The organism is Streptomyces sp. GbtcB6 (assembly GCF_019091475.1).
Lineage (GTDB): Bacteria > Actinomycetota > Actinomycetes > Streptomycetales > Streptomycetaceae > Streptomyces > Streptomyces hyaluromycini.
The window spans coordinates 27,965-43,502 of sequence record NZ_JAGXJL010000016.1 but is presented as its reverse complement, the minus strand read 5'-3'; the positions used below and the strand labels follow the sequence as shown (position 1 = coordinate 43,502).

15 protein-coding genes are annotated in these 15,538 nt (G+C 71.2%); 8 read left to right on the top strand and 7 right to left on the bottom strand.

The features are described from left to right. Nucleotides 1-55: 55 nt before the first annotated feature. The 3 genes from KVT45_RS26265 (at nt 56) to KVT45_RS26255 (ending at nt 2,985) form a co-directional block, all read left to right on the top strand. Nucleotides 56-1,486, top strand: a complete 1,431-nt coding sequence (locus KVT45_RS26265) for an MFS transporter (protein ID WP_217551513.1) — start codon at nt 56-58, stop codon at nt 1,484-1,486. A 141-nt stretch (nt 1,487-1,627) separates the two neighbouring features. Continuing rightward, nucleotides 1,628-2,167 (top strand): SigE family RNA polymerase sigma factor, encoded by a 540-nt coding sequence (locus KVT45_RS26260; RefSeq protein ID WP_217551511.1) that lies wholly within the window; start codon nt 1,628-1,630, stop codon nt 2,165-2,167. Next, nucleotides 2,167-2,985 (top strand): hypothetical protein, encoded by an 819-nt coding sequence (locus KVT45_RS26255; protein ID WP_217551509.1) that lies wholly within the window; start codon nt 2,167-2,169, stop codon nt 2,983-2,985. Before KVT45_RS26260 ends, KVT45_RS26255 begins: the two co-directional genes overlap by 1 nt. Before the next feature lie 25 nt (nt 2,986-3,010). Here KVT45_RS26255 and KVT45_RS26250 read toward each other — a convergent pair whose 3' ends face one another. From KVT45_RS26250 to KVT45_RS26235, 4 genes are all read right to left on the bottom strand, one after another. After that, nucleotides 3,011-3,643 (bottom strand): response regulator transcription factor, encoded by a 633-nt coding sequence (locus KVT45_RS26250; protein ID WP_217551699.1) that lies wholly within the window; start codon nt 3,641-3,643, stop codon nt 3,011-3,013. A gap of 388 nt (nt 3,644-4,031) precedes the next feature. Next, complete coding sequence (locus tag KVT45_RS26245; protein ID WP_217551507.1) at nt 4,032-5,153, bottom strand: DNA alkylation repair protein; 1,122 nt, start codon at nt 5,151-5,153, stop codon at nt 4,032-4,034. 89 nt (nt 5,154-5,242) lie between these two features. Next, nucleotides 5,243-5,557 (bottom strand): putative quinol monooxygenase, encoded by a 315-nt coding sequence (locus KVT45_RS26240; protein WP_217551505.1) that lies wholly within the window; start codon nt 5,555-5,557, stop codon nt 5,243-5,245. Nucleotides 5,558-5,606: 49 nt separating this feature from the next. Beyond that, complete coding sequence (locus KVT45_RS26235) at nt 5,607-5,981, bottom strand: nuclear transport factor 2 family protein (RefSeq protein ID WP_217551504.1); 375 nt, start codon at nt 5,979-5,981, stop codon at nt 5,607-5,609. A gap of 128 nt (nt 5,982-6,109) precedes the next feature. Between KVT45_RS26235 and KVT45_RS26230 the strand changes: the two genes are divergently transcribed. Both KVT45_RS26230 and KVT45_RS26225 read left to right on the top strand, forming a co-directional pair. Further along, nucleotides 6,110-6,928, top strand: a complete 819-nt coding sequence (locus tag KVT45_RS26230) for a MerR family transcriptional regulator (RefSeq protein ID WP_217551502.1) — start codon at nt 6,110-6,112, stop codon at nt 6,926-6,928. Nucleotides 6,929-7,427: 499 nt separating this feature from the next. Continuing rightward, complete coding sequence (locus KVT45_RS26225) at nt 7,428-8,999, top strand: alpha-L-arabinofuranosidase B (RefSeq protein ID WP_217551500.1); 1,572 nt, start codon at nt 7,428-7,430, stop codon at nt 8,997-8,999. Here KVT45_RS26225 and KVT45_RS26220 read toward each other — a convergent pair. Beyond that, entirely contained in the window at nt 8,977-10,248 is a 1,272-nt protein-coding gene (locus tag KVT45_RS26220; protein ID WP_217551498.1) for a sensor histidine kinase, read from the bottom strand. The genes KVT45_RS26225 and KVT45_RS26220 overlap by 23 nt on opposite strands. Nucleotides 10,249-10,652: 404 nt before the next feature. On the opposite strand from KVT45_RS26220, the gene KVT45_RS26215 reads away from it, so the two are divergent. Genes KVT45_RS26215 through KVT45_RS26205 form a run of 3 tightly spaced genes read left to right on the top strand, consistent with a single transcriptional unit; the run spans nt 10,653 to nt 13,592 of the window. Continuing rightward, nucleotides 10,653-11,510, top strand: coding sequence for a MaoC/PaaZ C-terminal domain-containing protein (locus tag KVT45_RS26215; RefSeq protein WP_217551496.1), 858 nt, complete (start codon nt 10,653-10,655; stop codon nt 11,508-11,510). A gap of 37 nt (nt 11,511-11,547) precedes the next feature. Next, nucleotides 11,548-12,624 (top strand): Zn-dependent alcohol dehydrogenase, encoded by a 1,077-nt coding sequence (locus tag KVT45_RS26210; RefSeq protein ID WP_217551494.1) that lies wholly within the window; start codon nt 11,548-11,550, stop codon nt 12,622-12,624. A 23-nt stretch (nt 12,625-12,647) separates the two neighbouring features. Then, a complete protein-coding gene (locus tag KVT45_RS26205) occupies nt 12,648-13,592 on the top strand; it encodes a 3-oxoacyl-ACP reductase (protein WP_217551492.1) in 945 nt (314 codons plus the stop codon). A 417-nt stretch (nt 13,593-14,009) separates the two neighbouring features. Here the strand turns inward: KVT45_RS26205 and KVT45_RS26200 are convergent, their stop codons facing one another. Next, entirely contained in the window at nt 14,010-14,162 is a 153-nt protein-coding gene (locus KVT45_RS26200) for a hypothetical protein (protein WP_217551491.1), read from the bottom strand. 95 nt (nt 14,163-14,257) lie between these two features. Next, complete coding sequence (locus KVT45_RS26195) at nt 14,258-15,517, bottom strand: hypothetical protein (RefSeq protein ID WP_217551489.1); 1,260 nt, start codon at nt 15,515-15,517, stop codon at nt 14,258-14,260. Nucleotides 15,518-15,538: the final 21 nt, after the last annotated feature.

The following is a 15,538-nucleotide window of genomic DNA, read 5'->3' as shown; positions in this document are numbered from 1 at the left end:
CCGAGGGCCGCGTGGGCCGAAATGCCGATGCAAGGACCGTAACCGGCTTGAGAGCATGACACCCATGCTGGAAGCCGCGGACACCTCACGCATATCCCGCCGTACCGCGCCCCCCACCTGGCTGGTGGTGTCGCTGGCGTGCGCCGGGCAGTTCCTGGTCGTGCTCGACGTGTCCGTGGTGAACGTGGCGCTCCCGTCGATGCGCGCCGATCTCGGGCTGAGCGCCTCCGGGCTGCAGTGGGTGGTGAACGCGTACGCCATCGCCTTCGCCGGGTTCATGCTGCTCGGCGGGCGGGCCGGCGACCTGTACGGCCGCAAGCGGATGTTCCTGGTCGGGCTCGGCCTGTTCACGCTGGCCTCGCTCGGCGGCGGGCTCGCCCAGGACGGCTGGCAACTGCTGCTCGCCCGCGCCGTGCAGGGGCTGGGCGCGGCGGTCCTGGCGCCCGCCACGCTGACCCTGCTCACGGCGGCAGTACCGGAGGGGCCCGCCCGGGCGCGGGCGATCGCCACCTGGACGGCGGTCGGCGCCGGGGGCGGCGCGGCCGGCGGACTGGTCGGCGGGGTGCTGGTGGACGTGCTGTCCTGGCGCTGGGTGCTGCTGATCAACGTGCCGGTGGGCGCGCTGGTCCTCGCCGGGTCCGTGCTGTGGCTGACGGAGAGCCGGACCGGGGACGGCCGGCGCCTCGACCTGCCCGGCGCACTGCTGGTGACAGCGGGCCTCGGGACCCTGGCGTACGGCATCTCGCAGACCGAGGGGGCCGGCTGGACGGCGGCCCGGACCCTGCTCCCGCTCGTCGCCGGACTCGCGCTGCTCGGTCTGTTCCTGTACGTCGAGGCGCGCACGGCGGCCCCGCTGATGCCGCTCGGACTGCTGGGCCGGCGGTCGGTGGCCTCGGCCAACGCGGCCATGCTGGTGTCCGGTTCGGCGATGTTCTGCATGTGGTACTTCATGACGCTCTACGCCCAGAACGTCCTCGGCTACACCCCGCTGGAGGCCGGTCTCGCCCTGGTGCCCAGCTCGGTCGCGGTGCTCGTCGGCTCCAAGACGGCGCCGCGGCTGATGCGGCGGGCGGGGACGCGGACGGTGGCGGTGACCGGAACCCTGGTCGCGGCGACCGGGTTCGCCTGGCAGTCGACGATGGGCCCGCACGGCGCCTATACGACGGCCGTCATGTTCCCCGGGATCCTGATGATGCTCGGCGCGGGCCTGGCCGCGACCCCGCTGGCCGCGCTGGCCACGTCCGGGGCCGCGCCGGCCGAGGCCGGGCTGCTCTCCGGGCTGGTCAACACCTCGCGCACGATGGGCGGTTCGCTGGGGCTCGCGGTGATGTCGACGATCGCGGCGGCCCGGACGGGCGGGGAAGGCGGGGCGGCCGCCCTGACGCAGGGGTACGCCGCCGCCTTCCGCACCAGCACCGGGGTGCTGCTGGTCGGGGCGGCGCTGATGCTGCTGTGGCTGCCGCGCCGGAAGGTCTCCGCGAAGTAGGCCGCTCCGTGAAGTAGGCCGCTCCGTGAAGTAGGCCGCTCCGTGAAGTAGGCCGCTCCGTGAAGTAGGCCGGGAATTTCTGGCGCGGCAGGCAACGGTCCGGGCGGCTCGGGGACTCCTCTTTACATCTAGGAGGTGCCCATGGGGGAGCGGAAGGACGCTCGGAGCGAGGAGTTCCAGAGCTTCATGATCGGCCGCTGGCCGCGGCTGATGCGTACGGCATTTCTCCTCACGGGGGAGCAGCACGCCGCCGAGGACCTGGTCCAGTCGACGCTCGAACAGGTCTTCGTGGCCTGGCGGAAGGTCGGCTCGGCCGACGACCCGGAGGCGTATGTGCGGCGCGTGATGATCAACGCGCACGCACGCAGGCACAGAAGGAAACTCAAGGAGTTCCTCGCGCCGAAGGACGACTCGGGCCTGGTGCGCGAGGTGCCGGACACGGGGGACCGGATCGCCCAGGCCGACGACCGCAGCGCCCTGCTCAAGGCGCTCGCCCAACTGCCGCCGCGGCAGCGGGAGGCGGTGGTGCTGCGCTACTGGGAGGACCTGACGGAGACCCAGGCGGCGGAGGCGATGGGCTGCTCGGTGGGCACGGTCAAGAGCAACGCGGCCAAGGGGATCGCGAAACTCCGTGCCATACCGGGACTGGCCGAGATGGTGACGCAGGGAGGGCGTGGCTGATGAGCGGGAACCGGGAGAACCACGGCATGACACAGACGGAGTCGGACATCGCCTTCCTCCTCGCGGACGCCGCGGACGAGGTCGAGATCGGTATAGCCCCCGTGCAGGCGGTCATGCGCGGCGGCCGGCGGCGCCGGGCCCGGCGCTGGGCGGTGGCGGCGGCCGCGGCGGTGGTGGTGCTGGGCGGATCGGCGGGGGCGACGCTGGCGTTCGCCGGGCTGCCCGGGGAGCACCGGACGCAGGTTGCGGCACACCCGGCGTCTCCCGAGGCGCGGCACGTCTACGAGCCGCAGCGAACCGAGCTGTCCCGGGGGACCTACCGGGGCAAGGAATGGAGCGTGAGCGTCCAGGTGTGGGGAGCGCCGCGCAACGAGACCGAGGCGGAGCGGCAGTTCGACCGCATGGACGAACTGGGCGTGAAGCCTGCGGATGTCCACAAGCCCGCCGATCTGATCGGCAAGATCTCGTTCTTCGCGACCCGGGGCTGGGGAGAGGAGCACGTCCAGCAGGTCATGTTCAACACCGTCCGCACACTGGAGTTCTACGCGGGCACGGATCTGGAGTCCATGGCGACCCGGTTCTCGTCCGACTCCGCGAGCTCGGAGCGGCTGGTGATCGGCATGGTCGCCAAGAGCGCCCAGGAGGTCACCTGCGGCTGGAAGGACGGGCGGACCAGCGTGGCCCGCCTCGCCGTGGGCTTCTCGGCGCAGGACGACGGCAACGCGATCCGTACGGTGGACGGCTTCCCGACGGCGAACTGGTTCGTCTGCGTGGCCCCGCAGGGCACGGTCTACCAGTCGGCGGAGGTGACGAAGTAACGCCCTCGGGCGGCTCGCCGGGAGGTCACAGCCACCCCTGCTGCCGGGCCTCCCGCACCGCCTCCGCGCGGTTGCGGGTGCCGGTCTTGCCGATCGCGGCGGAGAGGTAGTTGCGGACCGTCGACTCCGACAGATGCACCTTCGCCGCGATGTCGGCGACGGTCGCGCCGTCCACCGACGCCTTCAGTACGTCGCACTCGCGGGCGGTGAGCGGGTTCGGCCCGGCGCTGAGCGCGGCCGCGGCAAGCGCCGGGTCGACCACGGTCTCCCCGGTGAGCACCCGTCGGATCGCCTGGGCCAGCTCCTCCACCGGCCCGTCCTTGACGAGGAACCCGGCCGCCCCCGCCTCCATCGCCCGGCGCAGATAGCCGGGCCGGCCGAAGGTGGTGAGGATCAGCACCCGGCAGTCCGGCGCCTGCTCGCGCAGCTCCGCGGCCGCGTCCAGGCCGCTGATGCCCGGCAGTTCGATGTCGAGGAGGGCCACGTCGGGCCGGTGGACCAGCACGGCGTCCGTGATCGCGTCGCCCGTCCCGACCTGGGCGACCACCTCGATGTCCGGCTCCATCCCGAGCAGTAAGGCGAGAGCCCCGCGCATCATCCCCTGGTCCTCGGCGAGCAGCACCCTGATGGACTTGGCGGGCCGGTGGTCCCGGGGCATCTCGTTCGCAGGCTCGTACACAGCCCAAGCCTAGCCTCGGGCTTTCACGAGGGGCGTCGTCCAACAGGCGATCGAAAGAGGCGCTTCCCAGCTGACGAAGAGCAGCGGGTCCTGCGCAGCCGGGCGCGAGGCACCCGGTGAAGGAGCGCGGTCAGGAATGGCGCGGTCCGCCGGGGTGATGCGCGGCCTGTCGATCTGCCGCTGCAGGACCGGCGGTCGGTGGCGCGGCGTCAGTATTTCGATGTCCTTGTCGGTGCCGCTCGTGGGAAGCGGCCGCATGAGGGAGGCAGGGCAGTCGCACCAGCACGATCGACCAGCCCGACATGTCTGTATGCGGCACTGCGTTGCCGGCGGCGACTGCCGTCCGGCGAGTCTCGTGCGGAAGTGGTCACGATGCCTCTTCGGCCTCCACGAGCCTGAAGTCCACCTTGTCGAACTGGTGACCGTTGACCTGAAGCTGCACGGCGTGGGCCCCCGGGTAGTAGACGCGCGTGCTGATGGGGCGGAACGAATGGCTGCGCGTCAGCTCGGCCGACTCTCCGGGGGCCAGGCCGCGCTTCGCGAGCTTGAAGACCTTGGGCGCCTGCTTCCCGTTCGCCTTCATGTGGTGGATGACGTAGTCGATGGCCAGGGAGACCGGCTGGTCGGAGGCGTTCGTGACGCGTGCCGAGAAGACGAGGGTCCCGCCGATGGAGATCTCGGTCTCCTCCGCCAGCGGTCCCACCACTTCGAGATCGTCGCGGCTGCCGTGGAAACCGACCAGCTCCAGCGCCGCCGGCTCGCCCTTCTTGACGAGCGTGCGCATGGCGTGCCGCACCAGGGCCGGCGTGGTGGACACCGGGTTGTGCATCCATCGCGCGGCGACCTCGGCGGCCAGGGCGGCGTCGAGACGGGAGATGTCGTTGAGGTGGTTGGCCACCGAGCGACGCACCACCTGCGAGCTGTCCGTGCGGAGCCTGTCCAGCAGGGGGACGGTGGCCTTGGGCCTGCGGTTGAGCTCGGGGACCTGCCGCGCCCAGGGGAGTCTGGGGCGGGTGCCCTCGCTCGCCAGCCGCCGCACGGCCGGATCCGGGGAGTCGGTCCACGTTCGTGCGGTTGCCAGGGTGCGCTCCAGGTCTGCGTTGAGGAAGGTCCTCAGCGCGAACTCGCCCGTCAGGCGGGGCGTGAGCTGCGCGAGCAGGTGGAGGCCGTCGTCGAAGTGCCGGTCGGTGCCGGACTCGGTGGCCGCAGTGGCGACGGCTTCGGTGACGGGCCAGATCATCCAACCGGTCAGGTCCGGGCGGATCAGGGCCTTGCGTACCGCGTGTGCCAGCTTCTCGTAGTCGCCGTCGCAGTCGGCCAGGACGGCGTCGCCCACGATCCGGGCCCGCTCGCTGAGGCCGAGGGTGCCGAGTACCGACTGGCTGCCGGCAACGCGTTGCCAGTCGGCGTTTCCGGAAGAGGTCTCCTGGAGGATGGCGGCCAGGCGGCGGACGCTGTCGGGGCTGATCAGCTCATCTGCGGTAGGCACGTTTCCTCCAAGGGCGCCGGCCGTGTGCTGGGGAAGACCGGCCGCGGTGCGATGGTAGACGGCCGACGGTCCCGTCCTGACCAGGGCTCTCAGCGCGCTGCGATGCCCTGGCCCTGGTAGATCTCGTCGTAGTAGTGGATCACCATCGGGCGGGTGAGCATGGCCTCGAAGGTGGAGGTGAAGCCGTGTGCCGTGCGCCAGGCGAGATAGTCGGTGTAGTTGTGCGCCTCCGTCCACTGGGTCAGACCCGTGACGTGGTCGGCGTCGCTCTGGTCGCGCAGGATGCGGATCTCTTCGCAGCCCTCGTGCTTGAGGCTCTCGCCCAGGATGTCCAGCAGCAGTTTCGCGACGTCGTCGCCGCGGCCGGGCTGAGCGAAGAACTCCGCGGTGACCAGTGTGCTCATGGGATGTTCCTTTCGCGAACGCTGTCGACGCCGGCCCGAGGGCCTGCCTTCAGTAGGGAGCCGGCTCGTTGCGCACGATGATCAGTGAGGTGATCTTGCCGTCGGTGACTGTGAGGTAGTTGGTGAGCACCAGCTCGTCGGGCAGGTTCGTCTTGTCGTACTCGCCGTCGTAGCGTGCCCGTACGACCGTTACGCTGCCGTGGCGCGCGACCTCGGTCACGTCCATGGTGACCTTGTCGTCGACCAGTTCGCGGCGCGCCCAGGCGCGGATCGAGGCGGTACCGACGAATTCGCGGCGCGCGTCGTTGACCAGGGCATCGTCGGAGAAGGTCGCCATGATGGCATCCGTGTCGAAGGCGTTGACCGCCGCGATGTGGGCGGCGACGACGTCGGGCAGTACAGCCGGCTGGTCGATGGTGTTCATGGGGGCTCCTTCGATGACCTCGGCACTGTGCGGTGCACGCTGCAAACGTTGGGCCGTACCTTCACGGGAGAGTCAACCGGGGGTCTTCTGCTGGACCCTCCGGCAGGGGGAGGGTTGACACTGGCGCCATGGACACAGGTCTGACGATCGGCGAGTTCTCCCGTGTGACCCATCTGAGCGTCAAGACGCTGAGGCACTACCACGAGGTGGGGTTGCTCGCGCCGGCCGATGTCGACCGGGGCACCGGCTACCGGTACTACTCCCTGGACCAGGTGCCCACGGCACAGGTGATCCTGCGCCTGCGCGACCTGGACATGCCGGTGGCGGATGTGAAGGCCGTGCTGGCCGCAGAGGACGTGAGCACGCGCAACGAGCTGATCAGTGCGCATCTCGCACGCTTGGAGGACCGGCTCGAACAGGCCCGGAGCGCCGTCGAATCGCTGCGCGAGCTGCTGGCCCGCCCGAAGCACGGTTCGACCATCGAGTACCGCACGGTCCGCGAGCAGCCGGCGTTCGGGATCCGCGAGGTCGTCGACCGACAGGACGCGGTGAGCTGGTGGCAGGGCGCCCTCGGCGAGCTGCACGGCTTCGCCACGGCCCGGGGACTGCGCCGCACCGGCCCGATGGGCGGGCTGTTCGCCAATGATCTGCTCCAGGACGAGCGCGGTGAGGCGCTCGTGTTCGTCCCTGTCGACGGCGATGCCCGCCCGGTCGGCCGGGTCGATGCACTGGTCGTGCCCGGCGCGGAACTCGCGGTCGCCGTCCACCGCGGACCCCTGCACACCATCGATCTCACCTACGGTGACCTGGGCACCTACACCGCACGCCACGAGATCGGTGTCGACGGCCCGCTGCGCGAGTACTACCTGCGCAGCCCCCTCGACGTGGCCGGCGACGACGACCTGGTCACGGAGGTCGGCTGGCCCATCTTCCGCTCCGCCGGCTAGCGGTGGTCCCGTGGCGTCGGCGGGGACAACGGCGGACGCCGCAGTCCGGACCGGGCGTGTCGCTGCCGGGCACGGACCGCGGGTTGCCCGAGTCCCCGAGACGCGCCGTCCCCGGCTTCGGCGGTGGGCCCACCGCACCACGTGGACCGCTCAGCCGCCCGCGGCCGCACCTGGGCAAGCAGCCCTCGGCTGACCAGCGCCTTCCCGCCGGACTCCGAAAATCCCCGCCGACACTCACCACAAAGGGTCCGTCGGCAAGCCGGCGGACCCTCGTAAACGATCGAGGTTAAAGAGTGGTTATTGTTCCGCGCCGCAGGTCTTGACGGCGGTTGACCGTGCTCAAACAATCACCTCGGCAATTCCCCGAATGGTCGGCGAATGGTCGGTATTTCGACAGCTGAATAGGTTCGGTATTTCGATCGAACGGCGTTCGGGATATCGGACGGCAAGAACCCGCACCGCCCTACGAGGAACCAAGAAGAGGTGCACCGTGTTCTCAGTGCCTGTACGAGTCCTGCGCTCCTGTCCGCCGCGCGTCAGGAGAGCCGTGCTGTCGGCGCTCGCGGCGTTCGCGACCGTCGCCGCGCTCGTCGTCGGGGCCGGCGCCCCCGAGGCGGCCGCCGCGAGTTCGCTGCCCTGTGACGTCTACGCCGCCGCCGGCACCCCGTGCGTCGCCGCGCACAGCATGGTCCGGGCGCTGTACTCGTCGTACAGCGGCTCCCTCTACCAGGTGCAGCGCGCCTCGGACAGCGCCACGGCCAACATCGGCCTGCTGGCCACCGGCGGCTACGCCAACGCGGCCGCGCAGAACTCCTTCTGCGCCGGTACGACCTGCATCATCACCAGGATCTACGACCAGTCCAGCAAGCACAACGACCTCACGGTCGAGGGTGCGGGCGGGGCCGGCGCGGCCGATGTCGGGTCCCCTGCGGACGCGCTGCCGGTGACCGTCGGCGGGCACCAGGTCTACGGCCTGGAGATCTCGGCCGGCATGGGCTACCGCAACAACGCCACCTCGGGAGTCGCCACCAACGGCGCCGCCGAGGGGATGTACATGGTCACCTCCGGCACCCATGTGAACGGCAGCTGCTGCTTCGACTACGGCAACGCCGAGACCAACAACAAGGACACCGGCAACGGCCACATGGACGCCATCAACTTCGGCACCGAGTGCTGGTTCTCGCCCTGCTACGGCTCCGGCCCCTGGGTGCAGGCGGACCTGGAGAACGGGCTGTTCGAGTCCAACCTCGGCTACAGCACCAACTCGTCCAACACGGGCACCGGCGCGATACCGTTCGTCACCGCGTTGCTGAAGAACAACGGGCAGGACCATTTCGCACTGAAATGGGGAAACGCGCAATCCGGCGGTCTCACCACCACCTATTCCGGCAGTGAGCCCAGCACCAGCAGCGGTTACTCGCCGATGCACCAGGAGGGCGCGATCGTCCTCGGCACCGGCGGTGACAACAGCAACGGCTCCATCGGCTCGTTCTTCGAGGGCGTGATGACCTCCGGCATCCCGACCGACGCCGCCGACGACACCGTCCAGTCCAACATCGTCTCCGTCGGCTACGGCGGTGCGACCGGCTCCACCGGCACCCTCGGCTCCGCCTCGGAGATCTCCCTGAAGGCCACGACGTCCTGCTGCACCGCCGACTACGTGCGCCACCAGAACAACGCCGGTGTGCTGTCCGCCATCACCTCCGGCAGCTCCGCCCTCGACAAGGGCGACGCCACCTGGATCGTCCGCCCCGGCCTCGCCGACAGCTCCTGCGTCTCCTTCGAGTCCCGGAACTACCCCGGCGACTACCTGCGGCACTACAACTACAAGATCTACCGGCAGCCCATGGACGGCACCACCACGTATCGGCAGGACGCCACCTTCTGCCCGACGACCGGCAAGAGCGGCACGGGCACGTCCTTCGCGTCGTACAACTACCCGACGAAATACCTCCGCCACTACAACTACAACCTCTACATAGCGAGCGACGGCGGTTCCAACGCCTGGGACAGCGCCACGTCCTGGACCGACGACGTGAGCTGGGTCGTCAGCTCGCCGTGGGCGCCGTAGGAGCCGCTGAGGTCAGCAGCTCCAGCGCCTCGGTGGGGAGTTCCGCGGTGACCGTGAAGCCGCCGCGCGGCGCCGGGCCGGCCCTGAGGGAGCCGCCCGCCGCCGCGAGGCGCTCGGTCAGCCCCTTCAGGCCGGTGCCGCCGATGCCCTCCCGGCAGGGCTCGGCGGCCACCGCGCCCGAGCCGTCGTCGGCGACCGTCAGCCGGGCCCGCCCGGCGGCGCTGTCGACGGTGATCTCGCAGCACGTGGCGTCGCTGTGCCGGACCACGTTGGTGACCGCCTCGCGCACCACCCAGCCGAGCAGCGTCTCGGTCTGCGGGGCGAGCGGCGCCCCCGCCTGCCGGACCACCGGCTCGACGCCCGCCGCCTTGAGGGCCGAACGGGCCCGGGAGAGATCGGCGGCCAGGCTGCCCTCCCGGTAGCCGGTCACCGCCTCCCGGATCTCGGTCAGCGCCTGCCGGCCGACCGACTCGATGTCGGAGATCTGCGACAGCGCCGCGGCCAGGTCACGGGGCGCGACCCGCCGGGCCGCCTCCGACTTCACGACGATCACCGAGAGGGTGTGGCCGAGCAGGTCGTGCAGATCCCGGGAGAAGCGCAGCCGCTCCTTCTCGACCGCCCGCCGGGCCAGCTCCTCGCGGGCGGCGCGCAGTTCCCGCACGGCCTCGGAGAGGGAGAGGATCGCGGCGGTGATCATCGTCGACAGGAAGGTGCCGTAGGCGATGGTGATGGCGTCGGAGCCGTCCCGGTACCAGGAGGCCGCGCCCGCGAAGCAGGCGAGCAGGATCCCGGCGCGGCCCAGCCAGGGTCCGCGCAGCACCGCACCCGCGGCGAGGCCGAGCAGCGGGAAGAACATCAGCCAGTTGCCGCCGTAGCCGAGGGCCAGGCCGGTGGTGAGCAGGCCCATCAGCAGCAGGGCGACGCGGGTGGAGGTGGCGTTCCGGGCCTCTTTGCGGAAGGAGCGGAAGGTCACGTAGATGTACAGGGAGTTGAAGGCGAGCAGGCCGAAGGCGCCGATCAGCGGGTTGGCCGTCTTGCCCTGGAGCAGGTTGGACAGGGAGCCCATCCCCATCAGCAGCCAGGGGAGCAGGGCGAACCCGGAGGGCGGCGGGCCCGCGTGCTCGGGCACCTCACCGTTCTTCCGGGCTGCCTTCTGCTGCTCCTTGAAGCGCTCCATCTCCTCCCGCCACTGGGCCCGCGCCGTCCGCCAGGTCTCCGCCTGGCATCTCACCTGCTGCCACCACGACATCTCGTTCTCCCCCGATCCGTACTCCAGTCCGGCGATACGACCCTACGGAAGGGCACGCTCGTCCGGCAGAGGCGGATGTACGGCCGCGGGCAGGACAAATGTCCTGGCCCGGCAGAGCTGCATCTGACACGACGTCAGGAGCCTTCACAAGTGTCGAGCGCTGGGCTATACAAGGGGCGCCGGACTGAAACGCGTTCTAGGGAGTGTCCGGCGGATCAGGTCGGCTGGAAGAGACGGCGCTTCCCGGCCGGGCCGAGCGGGATCTGGTGCGGCGGATGCGCGTGCCAGGGGCCGCGACGCCGACGTGATCCGCCGGACACCCCCTAGCCCGCCCCGTGGACGACCTCGGTGCGGCCGACGGTGCGGACGGCCGTGCCGAGGTCTTGAGACACCTCAGGAGCCGTATGCCCATCGACGCAGCCAAGGCCCTCGCCGCCGAACCCCGGTCCGGGGAGATCGGCTGGGAGCGCCGGGACGTCCAGCTCTACCACCTCGGCATCGGCGCGGGCCGCCCCGCCACCGACCCCGACGAACTGCGCTACACCCTGGAGACCCGGCTGCACGTGCTGCCCAGCTTCGCCACCGTCGCGGGCGCCGGCTCGCCCGGGGTGATCAGCGGACTGTCCATGCCCGGCATCGACGTCGACCTCGCCAAGGTGCTGCACGGCGGCCAGTCCCTCACCCTGCACCGACCCATCCCGGTCGCGGGCACCGCCACCGCCACCGGCAGGATCGCCGCCGTCCACGACAAGGGCAAGGCGGCCGTCCTCGTGATGCGCACCGACGTCGCGGACGCCGACGGCCCGCTGTGGACCAACGACGCGCAGATCTTCGTACGCGGGGAGGGCGGCTGGGGCGGCGACCGCGGCCCCTCGACCCGGCTCGACCCGCCCGCAGGTGAGCCCGACCGGACCGTCGAGCGCCCGATCCGCGAGGACCAGGCCCTGCTCTACCGCCTCTCCGGCGACTACAACCCGCTGCACGCCGACCCGGACTTCGCCAAGCGCGCCGGCTTCGACCGGCCCATCCTGCACGGGCTGTGCACCTACGGCATGACGCTCAAGGCGGTCGTGGACACGCTGCTCGACGGGGACGTGAGCCGGGTGCGGTCGTACACGACCCGGTTCGCCGGGGTGGTGTACCCGGGGGAGACGCTCCGGATCCGCATGTGGCGGGGTGACGGGGACGTCCGGGTCGCCGTCAGCGCCGTCGAGCGCGAGGACGCGCCCGTCCTCGCCGACACGATCGTCGAACACTCTTGATCAGTTGAGCAGCTGAGCAGTTGAGGGGAGCCGCACCATGCGCGCAGCCGTACTGCACGAGATCGGCCAGGAGAAGCTGGATGTCCTCGACGACGTCGAGGCGGTGGGATTCGGGCCCGGCAGGGTGCGCATCCGGGTGCGCGCCACGGGGCTGTGCCACTCGGACCTGTCGGCGATGAGCGGGGTGCTGCCGCAGCCGGGACCGTTCGTGCCGGGCCACGAGGGCGCGGGCGAGGTCCTGGAGGTGGGGGAGGGCGTCACCCGGGTGAAGCCCGGCGACCGGGTGGTCGTCTGCTGGCTCCCGGCCTGCGGGGCGTGTCCCGCCTGCAAGCGCGGGCAGACCGAGCTCTGCCTGGCCGGGTTCATGAACGCCGGCACCCCCAACTTCCGGCGCCCCGGCGGAGACGTCTTCGGCTTCGCGGGCACCGGCACCTTCACCGAGGAGGTCGTGGTCGACGCCGGGTGCGCGGTGCCGATCCCGGACGACGTGCCCTTCGACATCGCCGCGCTGATCGGCTGCGGGGTCACCACCGGGCTCGGCGCGGCCCTCAACACGGCCGATGTGGAGGCCGGTTCGTCGGTCGCCGTCATCGGGTGCGGGGGCGTCGGGATCTCGGCGATCCAGGGGGCGCGGCTCAGGGGCGCGGCCGAGATCGTCGCCGTCGACCCGGTCGAGTCGCGGCGTGAGTCGGCACTCAGGTTCGGCGCGACGAAGGCGGTCTCGCCCGACGAACTGCCCGGCGCCAAGCAGGAGGTCACCGCCGGCGAGGGCTTCGACTACGTCTTCGAGGTCGTCGGCAGGTCTGCCACCGCCCGGACCGCGTACGAGAACACCCGGCGCGGCGGCACCCTGGTGGTCGTCGGCGCGGGCGCCATGGACGACTTCCTCCAGCTCAACATGTTCGAGCTGTTCTTCGACGAGAAGCGGATCCTGCCGTCCATGTACGGCGGCGGAGACGTGGTCCGCTCCTACGAACGGACGATCGCCCTGTGGCGGGCGGGCCGCATCGACCTGGAGGGCCTGATCACCCACCGGGTGCCGCTGGCGGAGATCAACGAGGCGCTGGACCAGATGCGCACGGGCACCGCCCTGCGTACCTGCATAGAGATCTGAGGGGCCGCCGTATGCCGGGCCGCATGCAGGACAGACCGCTCGACGGGCTCAGCGCGATCGTCACCGGCGCGGGCCGGGGCCTGGGCCGGGCCGAGGCACTCGAACTGGCCCGGCTGGGCGCGGCCGTCGTCGTCAACGACTTCGGCCAGCCGGGCCGGGACGGCTCGGGGGCGGCCTCCACGGCACCCGCCGAGCAGGTCGCCGAGGAGATCCGCGCGGCGGGCGGCCAGGCGGTCGCCCACACCGGCGATGTCGCGGACTTCTCACAGGCGCGAGACCTTCTCACACTCGCGACAGCCCATTACGGAAAGCTGGACATCCTCGTCAACAACGCCGGGATCCTGCGCGACCGCATGGTCTTCTCCATGACCGAGGACGAGTGGGACTCGGTGATCCGGGTCCACCTCAAGGGCCACTTCAACACCACCCACTTCGCGGCGGCGCACTGGCGGGACCGGTCCAAGGCGGCGGGAGGCGAGAAGGTCTACGGCCGGATCGTGAACACCTCCTCCGAGGCCTTCCTCGCCGGCTCCGCGGGCCAGCCCAACTACGCGGCCGCGAAAGGCGGCATCGTCGGCCTCACCACCTCCACGGCCCTCGCCCTCGCCAAGTACGGCGTGACCGCCAACGTGATCTGCCCGCGCGCCCGCACCCGGATGACCGAGGACGTCTTCGCCGGCTTCGAGCAGCCCGCCGAAGGCCTCGACCCCCTCGCACCCGAGCATGTCGCCCCGCTCGTCGGCTACCTGGCCGCACCGGCCGCCGAACGGATCAACGGCCAGCTGCTCGTCGTGCACGGCGGCATGGTCGCGATCGTCGAACGACCGCGCGTCCAGGCCAAGTTCGACAGCAAGCAGGACACCTTCAGCTACGACGAACTCGACGCCCTGCTCACCCCGCACTATGCGGACCGGCCGGCGGGGGAGACGTTCGCGGCGGCGGAGGTGCTGGGGCTGAAGCGGCAGTGATGTACCTGTATCCGTCGGGCCGAGTGATCGGCGCCACCGCCGAACTGCCCAGCCTCTCCTGCGCGACCGCGACGCCGTCACCACCGGCCTCACCCTCCCTGGAACTCCGGCGTCGTGGAGGGCCATGTCAACAGGATCAAGATGCTCAGGTTGATCAATATTGATGAGAGAAGCGGGTGCCGGGCGCAGGTGATGAGTACGTCGCAAAGAGAGTGACCGAGGGCATGTGGAGGCTGCTCCGCGAGACCCGGTTACTGGCCGACCGGTACGACGTTGCGGTCCACCGAGGTGATCACGCAGAACGCGGCTGACTCGACCGGTACGCCCCCGGCTGGGTACGTCGCCCCTGGCGCCGCCGCGACGGCATGGAAAAGGGGCCCACCAGTAATCTGATGGGCCCCTCCCTCTTACGTACCGTCAGGCCGCCGACTCGGCCGGCTCCGGCTTGCGGTGCCGGCCGCTGGGGGCCGTCTCGCTGTCCTGCCCCGAGACATGACCGCGGTGCTTGCCGTGGCCGTCCGTTTCCTGAAGGTCGGCGGACAGCGGCTGGGACGTGCTGGCGTCGCTCATCGGAAGAATTCACCCCGTCAACATGATCTTTCTACAGCGCGGCGATTTTATCGGGCGCACCACGGGGCGTTTCCAGGCGGGCACGCCGACCGGTGCTAGTTCGTTACAAGCCGTGCCAACGGGGCCTGTTGAAGGGGCACCGGGCGGGCCACGACAGGTCCCGGAGGGTCCGGTTCCGTCGGCTCCCCGGGCGTACCCGACGCCCCGGCAGCCGCGCCGTCATGAACCGGATCCCCCGGGCCCGCGTCCCCCGGCCCCCCGTACTCCCCCGCCATCCCCGCTCCCTCGGTTTCCCCCGAACCCCCCGTTTCCCCCGTCTCCCCCCAGGGCACCGCCACCGCCGCCACACCGCACGGGACCTCCCCCGAGGCGTACGGCAGCCGCAGCACCCCGTCCTGCGTCCACAACCCGGCGCCGGCCAACCACCCTTCCGGCGCCGGGAGATGGCACATCCTGCGCGCTCTCGGCCGCCAGGCGCCCACCCAGCTGCCGAGCGGACCGTCGATCCGCAGCGCCACCCCGCAGCTCTCCGGCACCAGCACCTGCCCCGGCTGGACGGCGAACGGCGTCACCACGCAGTCCGGGCACTCCGGCACCCGCAGGCTCTCCGGGAAGCGCACCGGCAGCGTGCTGCCGAGGACACCCCAGCCCAACCGTTCCTGCCCGGGGCTGGGCGCGTCCGAGCCGACCAGGATCAGCCCGCTGTCCGGGTCGGCGAGCAGCAGCCGGTCGTCGCTGTCCGCCGCGATCTGCAGCAGCGGCGACACCTCGCCGCCCCGCTCCAGATCGACCACGACCGCCTTGGTCCGCCCGCCCAGCTCCCGGTCCAGGGCCAGCATCCGCCCGGCCCGGTCCAGCCAGACCCCGCCCGAGCAACGCCCCGGCACCACCGCGAGCTGTTCCGGCCCGAAGGCCCCGCCCGCCACCAGCCAGACGGCGGAGGAGCGCGGCCCCACCGCGAGCGCATACGCCCGCACACCCCCCGGCGCCGGCGGCAGCAGCCGTAGCGAGGCGCCCTCGTCCGGGCACTCCACCGCGCCCAGCGGCAGCTCACCGGTGCCCGGCCCGGTCGGATACAGCAGGGTGAAGTGGTGCCGCCCGTCCACCAGCCGGCGGATGAGCACCCGTCCGTCGCCCATCGGCTGCACCTCCGTGCCCGGCTCCTCCGGCTGGTTGCCGGGGAGCGGGACGGCGTAGGGCTCGGGGCCGTCCAGCGTCCACCGCTCCGGGTACCAGGAACCTTCCTGCTGGGCCAGCCGGGCCGCGTACGACCCGTCCACCGCGATGGTGCAGCCCGCCCCTGGCGCGCTGTCGTCCTCGTCCGCAGACGGGGGTTCGATTGCACAGGCCGTCATCGTTCGGTCACCTCCGGCCAC